This window comes from Porphyromonas sp. C0026D3, from assembly GCF_056590775.1.
Genome location: NZ_JBWPWU010000001.1, coordinates 111037 through 129975, shown reverse-complemented (window position 1 = coordinate 129975; position 18939 = coordinate 111037). Strand labels below are relative to the sequence as shown.

16 protein-coding genes and 1 tRNA gene are annotated in these 18939 nt (G+C 50.6%); 3 read left to right on the top strand and 14 right to left on the bottom strand.

Features of this window, described 5'->3' with window-relative positions; translation table 11 throughout:
• Window positions 1-27 precede the first annotated feature (27 nt).
• The 7 genes from AC1EK1_RS00555 to mce all read right to left on the bottom strand — a co-directional run bounded on the left by AC1EK1_RS00555 (window position 28) and on the right by mce (window position 6588).
• Complete coding sequence (locus AC1EK1_RS00555) at window positions 28-720, bottom strand: rhomboid family intramembrane serine protease (protein ID WP_480305103.1); 693 nt, start codon at window positions 718-720, stop codon at window positions 28-30.
• On the bottom strand, window positions 701-1363 hold the full coding sequence (locus AC1EK1_RS00550; RefSeq protein ID WP_480305102.1) for a rhomboid family intramembrane serine protease: 663 nt from the start codon (window positions 1361-1363) through the stop codon (window positions 701-703). Before AC1EK1_RS00550 ends, AC1EK1_RS00555 begins: the two co-directional genes overlap by 20 nt.
• 397 nt (window positions 1364-1760) lie before the next feature.
• Complete coding sequence (locus tag AC1EK1_RS00545; protein WP_480305101.1) at window positions 1761-2924, bottom strand: sodium ion-translocating decarboxylase subunit beta; 1164 nt, start codon at window positions 2922-2924, stop codon at window positions 1761-1763.
• Between the two features lie 65 nt (window positions 2925-2989).
• A complete protein-coding gene (locus AC1EK1_RS00540) occupies window positions 2990-3466 on the bottom strand; it encodes a biotin/lipoyl-containing protein (RefSeq protein WP_480305100.1) in 477 nt (158 codons plus the stop codon).
• 49 nt (window positions 3467-3515) lie between these two features.
• On the bottom strand, window positions 3516-4478 hold the full coding sequence (locus AC1EK1_RS00535) for an OadG family transporter subunit (RefSeq protein ID WP_480305099.1): 963 nt from the start codon (window positions 4476-4478) through the stop codon (window positions 3516-3518).
• A 12-nt stretch (window positions 4479-4490) separates the two neighbouring features.
• Window positions 4491-6047 carry an acyl-CoA carboxylase subunit beta gene (locus AC1EK1_RS00530; protein ID WP_480305098.1) on the bottom strand — a complete coding sequence of 519 codons (1557 nt, stop codon included), beginning with the start codon at window positions 6045-6047 and terminating at the stop codon, window positions 4491-4493.
• Between the two features lie 124 nt (window positions 6048-6171).
• Window positions 6172-6588, bottom strand: a complete 417-nt coding sequence (gene mce, locus AC1EK1_RS00525; RefSeq protein ID WP_480305097.1) for a methylmalonyl-CoA epimerase — start codon at window positions 6586-6588, stop codon at window positions 6172-6174.
• A gap of 665 nt (window positions 6589-7253) precedes the next feature.
• Between mce and AC1EK1_RS00520 the strand changes: the two genes are divergently transcribed.
• Window positions 7254-8834, top strand: a complete 1581-nt coding sequence (locus AC1EK1_RS00520) for a GDSL-type esterase/lipase family protein (RefSeq protein WP_480307220.1) — start codon at window positions 7254-7256, stop codon at window positions 8832-8834.
• 82 nt (window positions 8835-8916) lie between these two features.
• Here AC1EK1_RS00520 and AC1EK1_RS00515 read toward each other — a convergent pair.
• The 4 genes from AC1EK1_RS00515 to AC1EK1_RS00500 form a co-directional block, all read right to left on the bottom strand.
• Window positions 8917-8988: transfer RNA gene (locus AC1EK1_RS00515), tRNA-Arg, on the bottom strand.
• Between the two features lie 149 nt (window positions 8989-9137).
• Window positions 9138-11288, bottom strand: a complete 2151-nt coding sequence (scpA, locus tag AC1EK1_RS00510) for a methylmalonyl-CoA mutase (RefSeq protein WP_480305095.1) — start codon at window positions 11286-11288, stop codon at window positions 9138-9140.
• Between the two features lie 14 nt (window positions 11289-11302).
• Window positions 11303-13168, bottom strand: a complete 1866-nt coding sequence (mutA, locus tag AC1EK1_RS00505) for a methylmalonyl-CoA mutase small subunit (RefSeq protein WP_480305094.1) — start codon at window positions 13166-13168, stop codon at window positions 11303-11305.
• A gap of 255 nt (window positions 13169-13423) precedes the next feature.
• Window positions 13424-14716, bottom strand: a complete 1293-nt coding sequence (locus tag AC1EK1_RS00500; protein ID WP_480305093.1) for a Gfo/Idh/MocA family protein — start codon at window positions 14714-14716, stop codon at window positions 13424-13426.
• A 61-nt stretch (window positions 14717-14777) separates the two neighbouring features.
• Between AC1EK1_RS00500 and AC1EK1_RS00495 the strand changes: the two genes are divergently transcribed.
• Window positions 14778-15071 (top strand): hypothetical protein, encoded by a 294-nt coding sequence (locus tag AC1EK1_RS00495; RefSeq protein WP_480305092.1) that lies wholly within the window; start codon window positions 14778-14780, stop codon window positions 15069-15071.
• Between the two features lie 258 nt (window positions 15072-15329).
• Complete coding sequence (locus tag AC1EK1_RS00490) at window positions 15330-16763, top strand: aspartate ammonia-lyase (protein WP_480305090.1); 1434 nt, start codon at window positions 15330-15332, stop codon at window positions 16761-16763.
• Window positions 16764-16854: 91 nt separating this feature from the next.
• Here AC1EK1_RS00490 and AC1EK1_RS00485 read toward each other — a convergent pair whose 3' ends face one another.
• Genes AC1EK1_RS00485 through AC1EK1_RS00475 form a run of 3 tightly spaced genes read right to left on the bottom strand, consistent with a single transcriptional unit; the run spans window position 16855 to window position 18939 of the window.
• Window positions 16855-17469, bottom strand: coding sequence for an L-threonylcarbamoyladenylate synthase (locus AC1EK1_RS00485; RefSeq protein WP_480305089.1), 615 nt, complete (start codon window positions 17467-17469; stop codon window positions 16855-16857).
• Between the two features lie 14 nt (window positions 17470-17483).
• A complete protein-coding gene (locus AC1EK1_RS00480) occupies window positions 17484-18206 on the bottom strand; it encodes an SAM-dependent methyltransferase (RefSeq protein WP_480305088.1) in 723 nt (240 codons plus the stop codon).
• 4 nt (window positions 18207-18210) lie between these two features.
• Window positions 18211-18939, bottom strand: a complete 729-nt coding sequence (locus tag AC1EK1_RS00475; RefSeq protein WP_480305087.1) for a M15 family metallopeptidase — start codon at window positions 18937-18939, stop codon at window positions 18211-18213.

Genomic DNA, 18939 nt, shown 5'->3' with positions numbered 1-18939 from the left:
AGCACCCATTCTCATTATATCAGTTCGCTAACTGTCTGTTTTGCCCAATAGTATCATGCGCTCCTCGTCCGTCAGAGACGCATATCCGGAGTGTCGCAATTTCCGGAGGATCCCCTGTGACTTTTGGACCATTTGCTCCTTCCGAATCACCGGTAGAGCCATGAGCCCAACAAGATACCCCCCGATATGCGCCAAAAAACCAGGGTTGCTCGCCAGAAGAGCATAGCCGACATCACCGATGGCAACGAGGACGAATAGTAGGCGGACCACCTGCGCATCAAGTGAGAGCTTTTGACCGGACCGGACGAAGAGGAGGTGCGGAAAAAGGGAGCAGATCCCGGCCGATGCTCCGGCAAGCTCCGCTGTGTGCCTACCGATCACACCATAGGTGAGCGTAAAGAAAAGCCCACCCACACAGATGGCAACAGACACGATGAGGTAAAAAAGTCGCACCGAGAGTCCACTGTATAGAGTCGCCAAGGTCAGCAATACCAGAGAAGTGATGAGGTGGGTGGCGGACTGATGTACCAAGCCATAGGTAAAAAGGGACCACGGCCTTGCGACAACACTATGCAGGTCACTAGTCAGGACAAAACAATCCGGCAGATACCCTTTCGTGAAGTACACGACCGTCAACACCAAGGCAACCGCCAAAAGCCAACCGAGGGAAAGGATAGAGGTAGACTTCAGGGCCTGTGATTCAGAACTCTTGCCATGCATCTTTGCTACGCTCTCTACGCCTCCACAAAAGTATAAGCACAATCCCGAAAAGCATCCCCCCAAGGTGGGCAAAGTGTGCCACTCCATCCGCCGGAGCACGGACCCCGGCATAGAGCTCGATCAAACCATAGCCTAGGACAACCCACTTGGCCTTGACCGGTATCGGGATGAACATGATGAAAAGGGGTATGTTCGGAAAAAGCATCCCAAATGCCAACAGTATGCCAAATATGGCACCACTCGCTCCAATAGTGATCATGTGATCTGCGTAGTAGTGAAGTGTCACCGGATCAGCGGTCAAGTACCATACCAACTGCTGGACCAACCCCGCACCAATACCGGTCAGGAGATAGTAGATCAAGAAACGCTTTTGCCCCCAGACACGCTCCAGCATACCGCCAAACATGAAGAGGGCAAACATGTTGAAAAACAAGTGCCCAAATCCACTCGGGTCATGCAGAAACATATAGGTCACCATCTGATAAAAGGCAAAGCTGTCTGAGCCTATGTAGTGCATCCCGAAGAGATCAACCAAGTTGATCCCAATTCTCGGCAATATCCACTCCCCCAATAGGACAATGACATTGAGCGAGATAATATTGCGTGTAGCAGTGGGCACGGAGTCCCAGAGACCTATTCTCATTCCTTATTTCTTTTGGGTTCTTCTTTTCATCTGTCAGATACAAAGATACAAAAAGTGCCGGCACTCCTATCGTTCGTCTAGTCAAAGTCATCCCTATGCACTTCCAAACTATTTTTCCCGGCCGAAAAACTTGAAATCACTATGTGATTTATTCAAATCACTAAGTGATTTCTTCGCGTCACAGTGTGATTTGAAGAAATCACATAGTGATTTTATCTTTTCCTTGGACATGCGCACCTTTTTCTCCGACCTCGTCGGCTTTTTCTACGAGTTGGCTAATAATGTTGTGCGCTCAAGCAGAAAGGATCAGGCACAAAAAAAAGTGTGCCAAAACTGCTGTTTTGACACACCTCGTTCCTCTCTTGACACAGAGGCGATAGGCTATATATCCGGTGGATTAGCCCAAGAACCCAAGCAGGATACCGGCCGCTACTGCGGAACCTATCACGCCGGCCACGTTTGGCCCCATGGCGTGCATGAGTAGGTAGTTGGTGGGGTCGTACTTGAGCCCTTCCACTTGGGAAATCCGAGCGGAGTCGGGGACTGCTGACACACCTGCATTCCCGATAAGAGGGTTGATTTTGTTGCCCTCTTTCAAGAATAGATTCATGAACTTCACAAACAATATACCCGAGACGGTCGCGATCATGAAGGATAGTGCACCGATGCCAAAGACTTTGAGCGAGTCAACAGTCAAAAACTCTGTTGCTTGAGTGGATGCCCCGACTGTCACTCCGAGTAGGATGGTGACAATATCGATCAGTGGTCCCTTGGCTGTATCTGCCAGGCGTCGGGTGACTCCGCTTTCCTTGATTAGGTTGCCAAAGAAAAGCATTCCGAGCAGTGGTAGACCCGAGGGGACAATGAACGCAGTGAGCAGCAACCCGATGATGGGGAAAATAACCTTCTCTTTTTTGGAGACAGCTCTAGGCTTTTTCATGCGGATCAAGCGCTCCTTTTTGGTCGTCAGGAGTCGCATGAAAGGCGGTTGGATGACCGGAACCAGGGCCATGTATGAGTATGCCGATACGGCAATGGCACCCATCAGACTCGGAGCGAGCTTGCTTGATAGGAAAATTGCGGTAGGACCGTCGGCACCACCAATGATGCCAATCGCACCGGCTTGGTTGGGGGCAAATCCGGAGAGTACCGCAATGATGTATGCTCCGAAGATTCCGAACTGTGCGGCCGCCCCTATGAGGATCAGCTTTGGGTTGGAAATCAGTGCCGAAAAGTCGGTCATGGCACCAATTCCCAAAAAGATCAGAGGCGGGTACCATCCTTGTCGCACACCCTGGTAGAGGATGTTGAAAACGGAGTTTTCTTCATAAATCCCCACCTGAAACCCGGCTTCGGTGTCAAAGGGAATGTTGCCTATCAGCATGCCAAATCCGATGGGAATAAGAAGCATTGGCTCAAACTCGTACTTGACTGCCAGATAGATGAAGAATAGTCCGACCAAAATCATGATGATGTGTCCTAGCTCGGCATTGGCAAAGCCGGTATAGGACATGAACTCCATAAGGGCGTCCTTGATGAATTGGCTAATAGAGTGTTCCATAAAAATGGTTGAGGGTTAGCTGTTTTCTTTTTGATGAAGTCTTGGAGATATGGTCAGGCTCCACATTAGCCAATTGTGATCAGAGGATCGCCTTCTTGGACTGAGTCTCCTTTGGCGACATTGATGGCAGTGACTGTACCGTCACGATCGGCTTTGATGTCATTTTCCATCTTCATGGCCTCTAGGACAATGATCTTTTGTCCTTTTTTCACTGCGTCACCTTGGTTGACTAGGACTGATATGATCACGCCTGGGAGTGGAGAGATTACGGCTTTGGCTGATCCTGTGCCGGTTGCCACTGATGCGGGTGCCGGTGTGGGCGTGGCTTGGGGTTTGGGATCATTGCGCACTTCAGGTGCGGGTGCGGCGGTCTCTCTCGGGGCTGTGGGTGCCGGCTGAACTGTGGGTGTCACGGGTGCCGGACGATCTAGCGTTACCTCATAGTCCTTGCCATTGACTTCGACAGAAGCGTTGTTGCCGTCAATGTTTTTGATCACTACATCGTACTTGTTGCCGTTGATGGTATAAGAAAACTTCTTCATGGTCGTTGGGTTTATTCTTGATAGGTTGATTTCGATACGTTTTGGGGGATTACCTCTTGTTGGGTCGCTGTGGAGTCTGTCGCATCATATTGGCTTTTTTCGCCCAGTTGGTGGACCTCTTGTTGTCCATGATCTGGATCATTCCTGAGTTTTTATTGTCTAGGAGGCCGGATTGGTAGAGGGCTAGGGCGATGGCCACTTGCTCGGAGTCGTCTTCGGTGTCGTGTAGAGCCATCGCTATTGCGGCATAGACTTCCTCCGGTTTTGATGAGGTGGCGCGGAGCTTGCTCTCCTTTATCGGCTCGGCACTGCCTGCCGGCTTTGCCTCTTTTTTGGAGAAAAAGTTGCCGGTCCACTTGAATGCAAAAAAGAGGATAGTCAAGGCCACGAATACGGTCATGACGGCGATCAGGGTCATTACCAAGCCGTAGGGGTCGTAGGCTTGAAAGTTTTTGATGTTTTCGTTGCCGTGAAAGTAGTCATTCAGCTCATCCGGAGTGGCACTTGTGGTCATCCGGAAGTCTCCCTTGCCATCAGGGATGCGGGCATAGCTGACATCTGCGTCCATGGGTGGAACGGTCAGTTGATCAATCAGCGTGACCCCGTCTTCTTCGTACAGATATATAGTGTTGGTCGTGGTGGGATCCAGAGTCATGTCTACGTGATGGACTCCCTGTTTTGCTTTGCCATCAAGGAAGATGACAAAAGTCTGGTAGGGGGGGACAATGGATTTTCGCGATCCTATCCGGACTGGATACTTGGTGGGCTGGCTTGGATCGTCTGAGAGGAATACTCCTCCTACATTGACCGTTGCGGCAGATGGGTTGTATAGCTCGATCCATGCTGACCTGGTGCCACATTCGTCCACATATCCGGTTTGGTTGTCCAGAAGCACTTCGTTGATTCGGATTGCATTCTGTGCCAACGCTTCTGTGGTGCCCAGCACAAAGATTGCCATTAGCACCGATAGGATTGCCCACTTATTGCATTTTTGTGGTTCGTTTTTATGCATAGGGAGTGTGGCTTATAGGGGTAGGTTGTCGTGCTTTTTGACGGGCATTTTGTCTTGCTTTGTCGCAAGTTCGCGGAGTGATCGAATGATTCTGAAGCGTGTGTTCTCCGGCTCTATGACGTCGTCTATATACCCGTAGGATGCGGCGACATAGGGGTTTGCAAAAAGCTCTCGATACTCTTCTTCCTTTTCGGCCGCCGCCTTTTGTGGATCCTCTGCCGCTGCCACTTCTTTTGCGAAAATGACACTTACGGCTCCGCTGGCACCCATTACGGCAATTTCTGCTGTCGGCCAAGCATAGTTGACATCACTGTTGAGGTGTTTGGACCCCATCACGATATAGGCGCCACCGTAGGCCTTGCGTAGAATAATCGTAATCTTGGGCACTGTCGCCTCTCCATAGGCGTATAGGAGTTTGGCTCCATGAGTGATTACGCCGTTGTACTCCTGTCCTGTCCCCGGAAGGAAGCCTGGGACATCTACCAGTGTGACAATCGGGATATTGAAAGCATCGCAGAAGCGTACAAAGCGTGCTCCTTTTCGGGAGGCGTTCACATCCAGGACACCGGCTTTTGATCGTGGTTGATTGGCTACTATACCTACGGTCTCACCGTCGAATCGTGCAAATCCGACTATGATATTGGTCGCAAAGTCACGATGCACCTCCAAAAACTCGCCATTGTCCACCAGTGCCGAGATGATCTCATACATGTCGTACGCCTTGTTGGGGTTGTCGGGTATGATCTCGTTGAGGATCTGCTCAGCGCGGTCTATAGGGTCGTTGCACTCTACTCGCGGGGTTGTCTCCAGATTGTTGGAGGGCAGGTAGCTGAGGAGCTTCCGGATAAGTGTGATGGCCTCGGCATCGTTTTGGGCCGAAAAGTGGGCTACGCCACTCTTGGAAGTGTGTACCGATGCACCACCCAGATCCTCTGTTGAGACATCCTCATTGGTGACCGACTTGACGACCTTGGGACCGGTCAGAAACATGTAGCTGGTCCCGGCCACCATGATATTGAAGTCCGTAAGTGCTGGAGAGTAGACGGCACCTCCTGCACATGGGCCAAAGATTCCCGATATCTGGGGAATAACTCCGGAGGCCATTATGTTGCGCTGAAAGATTTCGCCATATCCGCTGAGTGCGTTCACCCCCTCCTGGATACGGGCTCCACCGGAGTCGTTGATCCCAATTACCGGTGCCCCCATTTTCATAGCGCGCTCCATGACCCTGCAGATCTTCATGGCATGCATCTCTCCCAAGGATCCGGCATTGCTTGTGAAGTCCTGTGCATATACATATACCAATCGGCCATCGATAGTGCCACTGCCGGTGACCACACCGTCTCCCAGTATGCCTTTTTTGTCTATTCCGAAGTTGGTGTTGCGAATCTTTACGAACATCTCCATCTCCTCAAAGGTCCCTTCGTCCAAGAGGAGGTTGATCCGCTCACGTGCGGTGAGTTTTCCTTTGGCGTGCTGTTGGTCTATCCTTTTTTCGCCACCGCCTATTCTTGCTTGCTCCCTGAGGGCTTGTAGCTCATCTGTTTTTCTTCGTTGTTCACTACTCATATTGGTATTATACGTGCTGAGTTGAATAATCTTTGGGTCGTAAGTTCACAAAACTCTCCCTCTCCGCTGTGGTTGTGCCGGAGCGGATGGGAGAGGGAGTGCTATGCTTGTGTGCAGAGATGGATCACTTGTCCCCTTTGCAACACAGTTCGGTAAGTATTCGGTGTGTGGACTTGGGGTGTAAAAAGGCAATGTCCAGCCCCTCTGCCCCGCGTCGAGGATGCTCGTCAATGAGCTGTATCCCCTTAGACTCCACATCTCGAAGGGCCTCCTCTGTATCCGGTACTGCAAAGGCCAAGTGATGTATGCCTTCGCCATGCTTTTCGATAAACTTAGCGATCGTGCTATCGGGGCTGGTTGGCTCCAGTAGCTCGATCTTGGTGTCCGTGTTGCCCACTCTGAAAAAAGCGGTTTTAACCTTTTGGTCCGCTACTTCCTCCACGGCATAGCACTTCATGCCTAGCACATCTTCAAAGTAAGGCTTGGCCTCCTCAATACTCTTTACAGCAATTCCGAGGTGTTCAATGTGTGTAATGTTCATGACGTTTTGTGCGAATAGGGTTAGTGTTAAGTTAGTAAAGCGGTATTCCTATTCCCCTACAAATATAGTTTTTTTACCGAAAAGTTGAAAGCAAGGCAAATCTGAGACAATGATCCCTGACTACAAGCATGGATGAGCGTATTGCCATTGTTTCAACCCTCGTGATGGCTACCGGGCTCTATTTTGACCTAGATCGAAAGCCTCCTTGTCCGAACTCCACCATTTCCCTATCCGTCTAAGCGATTGCTTCTATCCGTGAAACCAAACGCTTCTATCCGTGAAACAGATTTCTTCTATCCGTGAAAAAAACAGCTCCTCACAACCGGTTGGTTTTCTGTGGTTTACAGAGGACAAAAAACAAGTAGATTTTACACCCGTGTATTTGATGGTCAACATATTGATAATCAGAGAAAAGGGAAAAATAAAACATTGGATGAGTGAGTGATTGATTGGGCGCCAAAGGGGAGTGGAACTTCGTGCAACATTCTTTTCTCTTCAGACGAAGATATTTCCCGGTTTTTTGTTATTTTGTCGTCGTGTTCATGTTTAGTTTTACAAACATCATTGACGAAAAAGAAGATATGCGTTGCTTAGCTTTTGGTTTGTTTTCTCTCTTGTTGTTCCTAGGTATGCCCACCACCGTGTCCGGTGAGCCAGGGACACCTATGCTGAATAGTGGGACCGTAGACTCTCTGGAGTGGCGCGACCCCATGGCTTGTGATACTTCTATGCTACAAGGGGGTGTCGACTATGCCCTCTCCGATGCCCCGTATCTGCGTATTCCGCACAAGTGGCTTGACGCGAAGTTTGGACACGAGGGGGAGGTGGCAAGCGGACTGTCGGTGGAGTTTTATTCTGCCTCTCCACGTATGGTGGTCGAGGTCGTTTACAGTAGGTCTCACGACTTGCCATCTTTGCCAAAGCTACAGCTAGACTTGTACAGTACCGACTGCCATGGATCTACGGTCTTTGTCCCCTGTGCGGACTATGCCAATCATGATCGGACAATGACTGTGGGGTACGACAATCTCACCTACCAAAACACCCACCGTTTCGGGAATCGCTACCGCCTCTACCTCCCATCGGGAGTCACTATTGAGTCGGTACGGATCGGCACGTGCCAAGGGACACCATTTGAGTGGGTGCCGCCGCGTCTCGAAACCCCCATCATAGTCTCCGGTGTGTTTGCCAATGACCGACAGTCTCCATCTGATGCTTTGGCACCTTTTGTCCAAAAAACACTGGACTACTCTACCGTGGACCTTACAGTATCCACCCCTTTGGCACTTGACAGTCTACTGATCGCACAAATATCGGATCGGAAAGCTCGGCTATATATTCTCGGCTTCACAGACAAAAAAGAGTGCGGTATGACTACTGACCAGATCATAAGGAGGGTGCGACAGATGCGCGAGAGGACCGAGACCCCTATATTGCTCGCAGAGGGTACGTCGTCTACAAAGTCCTCTCTACAGGCGCAGCGTGAGGCATACCGTAGACTGGTCGAGGAGGGGATCAAGAGCCTATATTATAGCACGGGCGATTACATCATCCCGGATATTGTCTCCGCACTGAATATCAAGACGGATTGGGTCTGCGCACCCATTACTCAAGCCAGAGACATGGCAAGCTATACGTGGGAAAAACGACACAATCAAGTGATCGAACGAAATAGGACATTCGATCCCGAAGTTTTGGTGATCGGCAACTCGATCATGAACTATTGGTCCGGCAGACCTGCAGCAAAGCACCACCGTGGAGATGACTCCTGGAGCTCACTTTTTGGACAGAGACGTGTGACCAATATGGGTTTTGGTTGGGATCGTATAGAAAATCTCAACTGGCGAATTATGCACGGTGAACTGGATGACTGTGCGCCATCGCACATCTTCCTCATGATCGGTACCAACAATATATCCGTGCATGACCCTGTCGAACACATAGCACAAGGGATTGTGGAGACGGTCGGCCTGATCCGGACCAAACAACCCCAAGCCAAGCTACACCTGATGACCCTGACTCCGCGACGCGGCCAAGAGGCGATCGTGCGAGAAGTCAATAGGCGAGTAGGGGATTTGCTGAAAGGAAATAAGAAGGTGGACTACATCAATATCTATGACGTACTCACGATACCCAACAGCGGTGGCGTGATCAACGAAGCACTCTTTAGAGATGGGCTCCACCCCAACGCAGAAGGCTACCGTCTCATCGCTGACCGCATATCTGAGGCTGTGGGTAAACTCTAAGTGATGTCCTCATAAACAACGAAAAACCGTTTTAAGAGGCTTGTAGCCAACTTAAAACGGTTTTTCATTCTATCATGCAAAGTAGCCCCGACGGGAATCGAACCCATATCAAAAGTTTAGGAAACTTCCGTTCTATCCGTTGAACTACGAGGCCAAGCAGTATCCGCAGATACTTTGCAAAGATAGTAAAAACAATCCTTATTTGGTAGGGTCGGCCAAAAACGTCTCCCCTGGCTAATTCGCAGTCCGATATTTTGAAGAGTTGTACAAAATGAAATGGGTGGTTTTGGGCCTTGGTAACATCTACTCTGCCAGCAACAGCTCCATTAGCTTAGAGGCTGAGTAGGCAACGGGGGTACCCGGACCAAAAATAGCGGCTACACCGGCCTTGTACAAGAAGTCGTAGTCCTGAGCGGGGATTACGCCTCCGGCCGTAACAATGATATCGCTACGTCCAAGCTTCTCCAGCTCCTTGATGACAGCAGGTATAAGCGTCTTGTGACCGGCTGCCAGCGAAGAGACCCCCATGGCGTCGACGTCATTCTCTACCGCTTGCCTTGCCGCCTCCTCCGGAGTCTGAAAAAGTGGTCCCATATCTACATCAAATCCACAGTCCGCATAGCCGGTGGCAACGACCTTTGCTCCTCGATCATGGCCGTCTTGTCCCATCTTTGCGATCATGATTCGGGGCTGCCGACCATTTTTCTTTGCAAATTCTTCCACTAGTTGACATGCTTTTTTGAAGTCTGGATCATTCATGGTTTCACTCGAATATACACCGGAAATTGTCTGAATAACAGCTTTGTATCGTCCCACAACGACTTCACAGGCATCAGAGATTTCTCCGAGTGTTGCCCTCACTTTGGCTGCTTTTACGGACAACTCGAGGAGATTTCCACTTTTGTTTTTGACAGCCTCTGTCAGGTCTGCCAGTGCTTTTTTTACTGCTTCTTCGTCACGATGGGCTCGGAGTTCCTTGAGCGACTCCACTTGCTGATTTAGTACCGCTGTGTTGTCTACCTCCAGGATGTCGATAGGGTCTTCGTGCTCGAGGCGATACTTGTTGATGCCGATGATCGTCTGCTTACCCGAGTCGATCCGTGCTTGTGTGCGAGCAGCGGCTTCCTCGATACGCATCTTGGGGAGTCCGGTCTCGATGGCCTTGGCCATTCCCCCCATCTCCTCTATCTCTAGGATATGGGCCCAGGCCTTGTGTGCCAACTCATGTGTCAGGGTCTCGATATAATAGGATCCGGCCCATGGATCTACTTGGCGTGTTATCTGTGTTTCGTTTTGGATATAGATCTGCGTATTTCGGGCAATACGTGCAGAAAAGTCGGTGGGCAATGCGATGGCCTCGTCCAGAGCATTGGTGTGTAGCGACTGGGTATGACCAAGTGCCGCAGCCATGGCTTCTATACAGGTCCGCCCTACGTTGTTGAATGGGTCTTGCTCTGTCAGCGACCACCCCGAGGTTTGGGAGTGGGTACGCAACATCATGGACTTGGGGTTCTTTGCCCCATAGTGCTTGGTTATCTTTGCCCACAGCATCCTGGCAGCACGCATCTTGGCAATCTCCATAAAGTGATTCATGCCGATGGCCCAAAAGAACGACAGTCGTGGGGCAAACTTATCAATATCAATGCCGGCCTTGATTCCAGCCCTAAGATACTCCATGCCATCCGCAAGAGTATAGGCCATCTCAATATCTGCTGTCGCTCCTGCCTCCTGCATGTGGTAGCCGGATATTGATATGGAGTTGAACTTGGGCATATTCTGCGAAGTGTACTCAAAGATATCAGCAATGATCCGCATCGAAAACTCGGGAGGATAGATATACGTATTGCGCACCATGAACTCCTTGAGGATATCGTTTTGGATCGTGCCGGCCATCTCTTCCAGCTTGGCACCTTGTTCCAGTCCGGCGACAATATAAAAAGCCAGGACCGGTAGTACTGCACCGTTCATCGTCATGGATACCGACATCTTGTTGAGCGGAATCCCGTCGAAGAGGACTTTCATGTTTTCTTCCGAACAAATAGACACCCCGGCTTTGCCGACATCGCCTAGGACACGGGGGTTGTCCGGGTCGTAGCCACGGTGAGTGGGGAGGTCAAAAGCGACAGAGAGCCCCTTTTGTCCCGAAGCCAGGTTTCGACGGTAAAAGGCGTTTGATTCCTCAGCTGTGGAAAATCCTGCATATTGACGAATGGTCCATGGTCGCATCGCATACATCGTGCTGTACGGACCGCGCAAAAAAGGCTCAACCCCGGCGGCATAGTGCAGGTGCTCCAAGTCCTTGAGGTCCTCACGAGTATAGGCACCCTTGACATGGATCAGCTCTGGGGTTTCCCAGTCGTATCGGATATTGTTTTTTTGCTCAAATTCATCTACAGAGAGTGCATGGGCTTCCCGTCCTTTTTCGATATCTATATCCTTATAGTTTGGTTTCACTGTATTCATTGCCTTCACTTCGTTTGCACCCCTAGGAGTTGGTTAAACATTTGCAGTGTCTCAAGCACATTCACTTTCACATGTATAAAGTACTCGATCCCCTCTTTTTTGAGGTCGTCCATACATGGCGGCGCACCGGCGATCACCAGAGGGATACGTCCCTTCAGTGCTCGAAAAGCTTGTGGCCCATACTCCGCATACTCGTCGTCACTAGAACAGAGAACCACCAAGTCTGCTTTTGCGACAATCGCGGCCTCCACTCCCTCCTCGATGGTTTCAAATCCAAGGTTATCTATCAATTGATACCCAGCACAAGCGAAGAAATTGGACGAGAATTGTGATCTGGCCAACCTCATAGCCAAGTTCCCTATAGTGAGCATGAATACTTTCGGAGTGCTCTGTGAACATTCGGTACCCATCCTGAGGTTCTCAAAGTCTGAGGCACCACGTCTAAAGTCCAGTGGGGTGACATCTACCGCCTTTCGGCTAAGGTTTTTACATCCTTGGATCTTCTCTGCCCCTGCTTTTTCGCTAAAGTTGGGGAAGATATTGGTCCCCAGTAGGTTTTCTCGTCTTGTGGCCACAGCTTTGTGTCGCTCGATATTGGATGCGTTTATGCTCTCTTGTATCACACCTTTGCTTGCTAGCTCGTAAAAGCCCCCCTGCTCATCTACTTCCAAGAAAAGCTTCCACGCCTGTTTTCCTACTGCATCAGTCAAGTGTTCCACATAGTATGAGCCTCCGGCCGGGTCCACCACCTTGTCAAAATGGCTTTCTTCGAGCAACAAGAGTTGTTGGTTCCGAGCGATTCGCTCCCCAAAATCGCTATACTCATTGGTATAGGCTACATCAAAAGGCACCACAGTCATTGAGTGTACGCCTGCTATGGCGGCACTCATCGTTTCGGTCTGGGTCCTCAGTAAGTTTACGTAGGAGTCGTAAACGGTTTTGTTCCACATGCTGTTCTCCACATGTACCGGAGCTTTCATGCTCTCTTCCGGTGCAGATGGATCATTGGCTTTCACGATCATAGCCCATAGCCAGCGGACAGCCCTAAACTTCGCCATCTCGATGAAGTAATTGGAGCCGACACCCATATCAAACCTGATCCGCTTGGCAACATCTGACACAGGTACTTGTACATCCTCGCTAAATCTCGACAGGATATCCGCTCCTGCAGCCAGTGCATACCCCAGCTCTTGGTATATATAGGCACCTGCGTTCACAAAGTCTATACTTTGCACAGTGAAGCAGGTAAACTGCTTCAGTGGTTTCACGGCTTTCAGGAGTGCCACTCCGGTCTCATACCATGGCTCCCAAAGCTCACCTCGTATCATTAGTCGGCGAAATGGGTTGTAGTTGATCGATCCCCGTACGCGCTCAAGAGGTACTTGCATGGTCTCCAAAGCCTCTACCACAGACTCTGCCATCCGGACAGCATATCGGACACATGAGTAGAAGTTGATTTCGAGTCTCCCTAGGTCAACACCCTCCAGAACCTGCTCTACCGACTTGGCATTCACCCAGTCATCCTCAAAGTGCAGCCCAACGGCGGTTACTCCATGGTCCATTAATTTCTTGATTTTTTCATTCACCTGAGAGAGGTGACCATTCACCACAATTTCCTGTCGAACCAACCATGTATTGTTGGTCTTGATACCTCTGACATAGGGAAACTCTCCAGGGAGAGTGTTCGGCACAGAAAGGTCTTTCACATCTTCTTCGCGATAGAATGGCATAAGGTCAAAGCCCTCTTTCGTGCGCCAAACTAGTTTTTTCTCAAAGGGAACACCCTTGAGGTCGGCTGTCACCGTTTCCATCCACTGTTCGGTGGACACGGGGGGAAACTCTGTGAATAGTTTTTCTCTCTTTTCTTTCATAATCAGTATTTACATGTGTTTGTCCAAAAAACACCGGCACGCCTATATTCCATAGATTAGGAATAGGAGAACCAACATAAGGGGTTAGTCAAAGAATTTTTGTACTCTTACGACAAGGACTACCTGCACTCATTCCCAATCCCTTTCCGGATGAGTTGCAACTAGCTTGTGTTACAAAATTGCAGAAAATTATTGATTCTTCAAAAGACCCAATCCACAGCCGGCATCCGGCTCTTGGATCGAAGGGGAAAAAGGCTAGTCAACCATACGTAGACCGTCCTCGGCTATTGCTTGCCTGTACCCGTCGGATTTGCTCCAGGAACCGCGAGTAAAGTCGGGGATGCTGACCGGGATACTTCCTCCCTCTATCGACTGTTTGCTCAGAGGGACAACACAGCACCACTCAGCCAAGTCATATACGTCCATGTCCAGCGGCAGACCATGTCTCAGACAGTAGATCAGGCGATAGTCCATGATGTAGTTCATGCCCCCGCGGTAGTCATACCGAGCCGCCTTGTCGCCTAGGTCACGTAAAAATGGGTGACGAAACTCCTGTAGCAGAGTCTCCTGTTGCTCTTGGCTCAGCCACTCGTGTGGAGAGAATGGCTCACCGGACACTAGGGCGGTGCCCGACACTCCCCTAGGTACGGAGCTCAGTGAGTAGAGTGGCACCGGGTATTTGGTGGCATATCCTTTGGTACCGGCGACGTTGTATTGGCGCGAGTAGGGGCGTGGAGTGGCCACATCGTGGTGGATGAGGATGCTCTTTCCCTTGGCGGTACGGAGGATCGTGTAGGTGTGCTGGCCGTTGCAAAATCCGGAGGCATCCTCTCCTCTTGCCGCCAAAAGCCTAGGAATGGAGACGGGATCCGAGTCCATCGATACAAGCTGAGTCAGTCGGTCACCGCGGTGTATGTCCAATATCTGACAAGCCGGGCCCATCCCATGAGTGGGGTAGACATCGCCCCTGTTTTTCCGATTATACTCCAGCCTCCAGTTTCCATCGTATTGTTGCCAGATATCCTCAAGCAGGTGTATGTAGCCCCCCTCGGCATAGAGGATATCCCCTAGCACCCCATGGTGGGCCATATTCAGCGTATTTAGCTCAAAGGCATCATAGACACAGTTCTCGAGCATCATGCAGTGACGTCGTGTCCGCTCCGCAGTATCCACAAGGGCCCATATATCACTCATCTCAAAAGCGGAGGGCACCTCTATGGCCACATGCTTGCCTTGTCGCATGGCGTAGGTCGCCATCTCGGCATGGGACTGCCACTTCATGACTATATAGATCAGATCCAGATCGTTCCTTGTCACAAGTTCCCTCCAAACATCGGCACTGCCTGAGTAGCCTTCCGCCTCGGGCCTTCCGTTGCTTCTTAGTACCGCTTGCGCTTTTTGGACACGCTCCTCGTGTAGATCGCATAGGGCTACAACCTCAGCTCCCTCTATGTGGCAAAATCGCTCGACTGCCTTGGGGCCTCTCATGCCGAGTCCGATGATCCCTATCCGGACCCTATCCATAGGAGAGTCGGCATAACCAATCATATCTATCTGGTCAATGGGGCGCTGTGAAAAATCGGCAGATTGCATACTAAAAAACTAATGGATGGATCAATCACAAAAAGGGGCAATGTGGATCCCCTATTCGGCGACAGAAATCGGTAGTCTCGGCAACCGGAGAACTGCAGACAATGCAGTTCAATCGCAAAAACCGAACTTCCGGACGCACAAAGGTGCCCAAAAAGAAGAAGACCCCAAAAAGAACACGCTCAGAAAATACACATGTCCTGAAAAAAGTACCACTTCCACCGGTTGTCCGGCGGAAATGTCTGCGTTTGTCTCTCCTGCGTTTGTCTCTCCTGCGTTTGTCTCCCAACTGTATGCTAGGTTCGAAGAGTAGAAAAAGCAGTTTGTGACTATCTGCGTTTTTTCAAAGTGCTAAAATTTGGATCTGAAAATAAGTCCGAAAAGTAGAGTTTCGGAAAATTGATTAGCTACTTGGTAGGTGTGCTTTTGGTGCGGTGGGCATAGTGACAAGTGATGGGGTGTTCGTGGGACGTATTTTGGCAGTTTGTCTTTGATTGAATGTGAGAAAAAATAGCTAACTTTGATTTAGCAGTTACAACTAAACACCTAATACCTTTAACTTTGCATGGTTATGGAGAATAAAGCGACACGCCTGGAAGGGGACTTGCTAGGCGAGAAAGAGATACCGAATGACAGACTATATGGCGTACAGACACTTCGTGCGCTTGAGAATTTTAGGTTCTCTCCTTTTCGGCTCAATCACTACCCTTTCTTTGTGGAGGCAATGGCTATCACGAAGCAGGCGGCGGCTATCGCCAACTATCGGATTGGCATACTTCCGGAAAAGATCTACAAGGCCATAACTCAGGCCTGTGAGGAGATACGCAGAGGAGAGCATCATGAGGACTTTTTGGTCGATATGATCCAAGGTGGTGCCGGCACCTCCACCAATATGAATGCCAATGAGGTCATCACCAACCGTGCCCTTCAGATCATGGGCAAAGAGCCGGGCGACTACAAGTCTATATCGCCCAATGACCACACTAATATGTCTCAGTCGACCAATGATGCGTACCCTACGTTCATACATCTGGGGCTCTACCGCACATATGTAGAGATGGTACCTCACCTCCAAAAGCTAATCGATGCTTTTTTGGTGAAGGGTGTTGAGTTCAAGGATGATATCAAGATGGGGCGTACTCAGCTACAAGATGCTGTCCCCATGACATTAGGGCAGACATTCAATGGCTTTGCCTCTATCCTAAAGGACGAGCTACCCAACCTCAAGCAGGCAGCAGATCAGCTCCTATCCGTCAATATGGGGGCGACAGCTATCGGTACCGGTATCTGCTCCGAACCGGAGTATCGTGAGGCCGTGACCCAAGCACTTGGACAACTCACCGGATGGGCCATCACCTCGGCAGAGGACCTCATCGGAGCCACATCCGACACCTCGCATCTCATCGGATTTTCACAAGCTCTTAAACGTTTGGCTGTCAAGCTCAGCAAGATATCCAACGACCTCCGACTGCTCTCCAGCGGACCTCGTGCCGGACTGTGTGAGATCAACCTACCTGCTCGTCAGCCCGGCTCCAGTATCATGCCCGGAAAGGTCAATCCTGTCATCCCCGAGGTGATAACACAGGTGGCCATGAAGGTGATCGGAAACGATGTCTGTGTTACGATGGCCGGTGAGGCTTCTCAGCTGGAGCTCAACGCCATGGAGCCTATCATGGCGCAGTGTTGCTTTGAGAGTGCGGAGTATATGATCACGGCTCTCGATACGTTGCGCGAACTATGTGTGGTCGGTATCACGGCCAACCCTCAGGTCGGGGTGGATGAGGTGCACAATAGCTTGAGCATCGTCACGGCTCTCAATCCATACATTGGCTATAAAAACTCCACCAAGATCGCCAAGGAGGCTGTTGCAACAGGGAAGAGCATTGTGCAGGTGGTGTTGGAGAAAGGAATCCTATCAAAGGAGCAACTGGATCTGATACTCAAGCCGGAAAATCTGATTCGGCCGGTGAACCTTGATGTCCGACCGCTCAAGGATATGGAGTAGTCTCTTCCGAAATCACAGTTGTAGGAATACAATAGAGAGGGTGTACCGAAAACGATATTTCGGTGCACCCTCTGCTGTTTGTTCGTGGATCTTATCGGAGAGGCTTGGGCCCTTCTCTAAGAATCTCAAAAGGGGTGACGGTACAGTCTATGATTGCGCTTTCTTGGCGTCCGCCCTCTCCGCCATCAACGACAAGCGCCACTTTTTCTCGATAAAGTTCGTGGATAAGGCTGGGGTCAAAGCCATACGCTATGTCCAGGTTTTCCGGAAGTGCCGGTAGAGAAAATCCGGTAAGCGGGGAGCCATAGAAGCTGATCAGGTCTCGGATAAAGGCATGCTGGGGAATGCGTATCCCCACTTCATTTCGTTTGCGATAGATACGGGGCAGCTTGCCTGTGGTGGAGAGGATGAATGTAAAGGGGCCGGGGGTGTTGTCTTTGATAAGCTGAAAGGCATCGTCGGAGATGCGAGCGTAGTTGCTGGCTTGTGAGAGGTCCGAGCAGAGTATTGAGAAGCGTGCCTTGTCGGGTGCAATACCCTTGAGGTGTGCCAGTGCGTCGATGGCCGATGCGCTGAGAGCATCGCAACAGATGGTGTATACCGTGTCTGTCGGTAGGATCAGGAGCTTGCCCGCCTGCAGTAGGTCGCTACACTGGGATAGCAAAAATGGTGCTGTGGTTGCGTTGTCGTAGTACTTGAGTATCATAGTGGTTTTGAGGGTTAGTAGGTGGTTGTGCCTATGAGAAATACGGCGGGCCTTTTGTGGAAGGTCATGTCGCTTATCTTTTTCCGCCAGTCTTTTATGGTCATTTGGTGTACCTCCTCTGTCTCAGTCGTGAGGTCTACGGCAATGCAGAGCCGGACGGAGGACGGTAGGAGCTCGGTGAGCTCTTTTAGGAGTTGGTCGTTGCGGTAGGGTGCTTCGATAAAGAGGTGCGTCTCGCCGCTCTTGAGTGTAGAGGCCGCCAAAGTGCGCAGGAGGTCTCGACGCCGATCTTTGTCGTAGGGTAGATAGCCGTGAAAGGAAAAGTGCTGTCCGCAGAAGCCACTGGACATTAGGGCTAGGAGCAGAGACGACGGACCGACCAGCGGGACTACTCTGATGCCTTGTTCGTAGCAGTCAGCGACTATCCCGGCACCGGGATCTGCGATACCGGGGCAACCGGCTTCGCTCATAAAGCCTACATCTGTGCCACTTCGGAGCTTTTCGAAAACCGTTTCTCGTGGATAGCTGTATCCGTCATGCTTATTTACCTCGTAGATAGCCATCGAGCGGATATCTTTTTCCGGCAGGATGGACCTAATGTACTGCCGTGCGGTGCGAGCGTTTTCGACTAGCAGGGTGTCCAGCCGATCAATGAGGTCAATATTGTACTGGGGTTGGTACTTATCCGGACCAACCATGCCCAGTGATATGGGGATCATATAGAGGGTGCCGGTCATCGATTCAAAAGTCTAGTAGGGTGTATGTTGATCGGACTTCTTGGATGCTGTTTTGCTCTTGCATGTGCCACCACTCTCTACGTATTGGGTGGAGGCCGACACGTGCCATGAGGTTGTGAAAGTAGTGCCTGTTTTGTTGCGCTTCTTCGGTGATAAGTCCGCGCCGAACCAAGGTCTCTTCCTTGCCGATATGGGCCGTCTCACCGAAGTGATCTACAGGGCTGCCCATGTCGACAGGCTTGTCCAGAGTCTTGTCATAGAGGCTGAGGTCTACGGCTACTCCGTAGTTGTGTCGTCCGCCACCGTTGTTGGGTGAGGCGACATACCTCTGGCTTGGAGTGCCTTTTACGGTACTCCACATCTTGCGCTGTATGCTCAGTGGACGTGCGGCATCGTAAATGATGAGGCAGTACCGATCCCCTTTTTCTTTTTCCAGCAGAGCTTGTGCCTGTGCTAGCTTTTGGGCAAAGTGGGGCATGAGGTACGCTTCGTCAAAGTCTCCGTACACATCTGTGTGCATGAAGTTGTCGGTGCCGGAGTACATGAGTTGTATGCGGATGTTGGGGGCCAGATCGGTTACTTTCACCAGCCCGGCCTCTAGCATTTTTTTCTCCCAGGATTGAGCGAATACTGCCGGGACGAGTAGGGGGTGAGCCAAGAAAAACAGCAGAAGAAGAGGCCGTAGCCTATTCTTCCACTGTCGTTGTGTACACAGTATGGTGTCTGTAAGCAT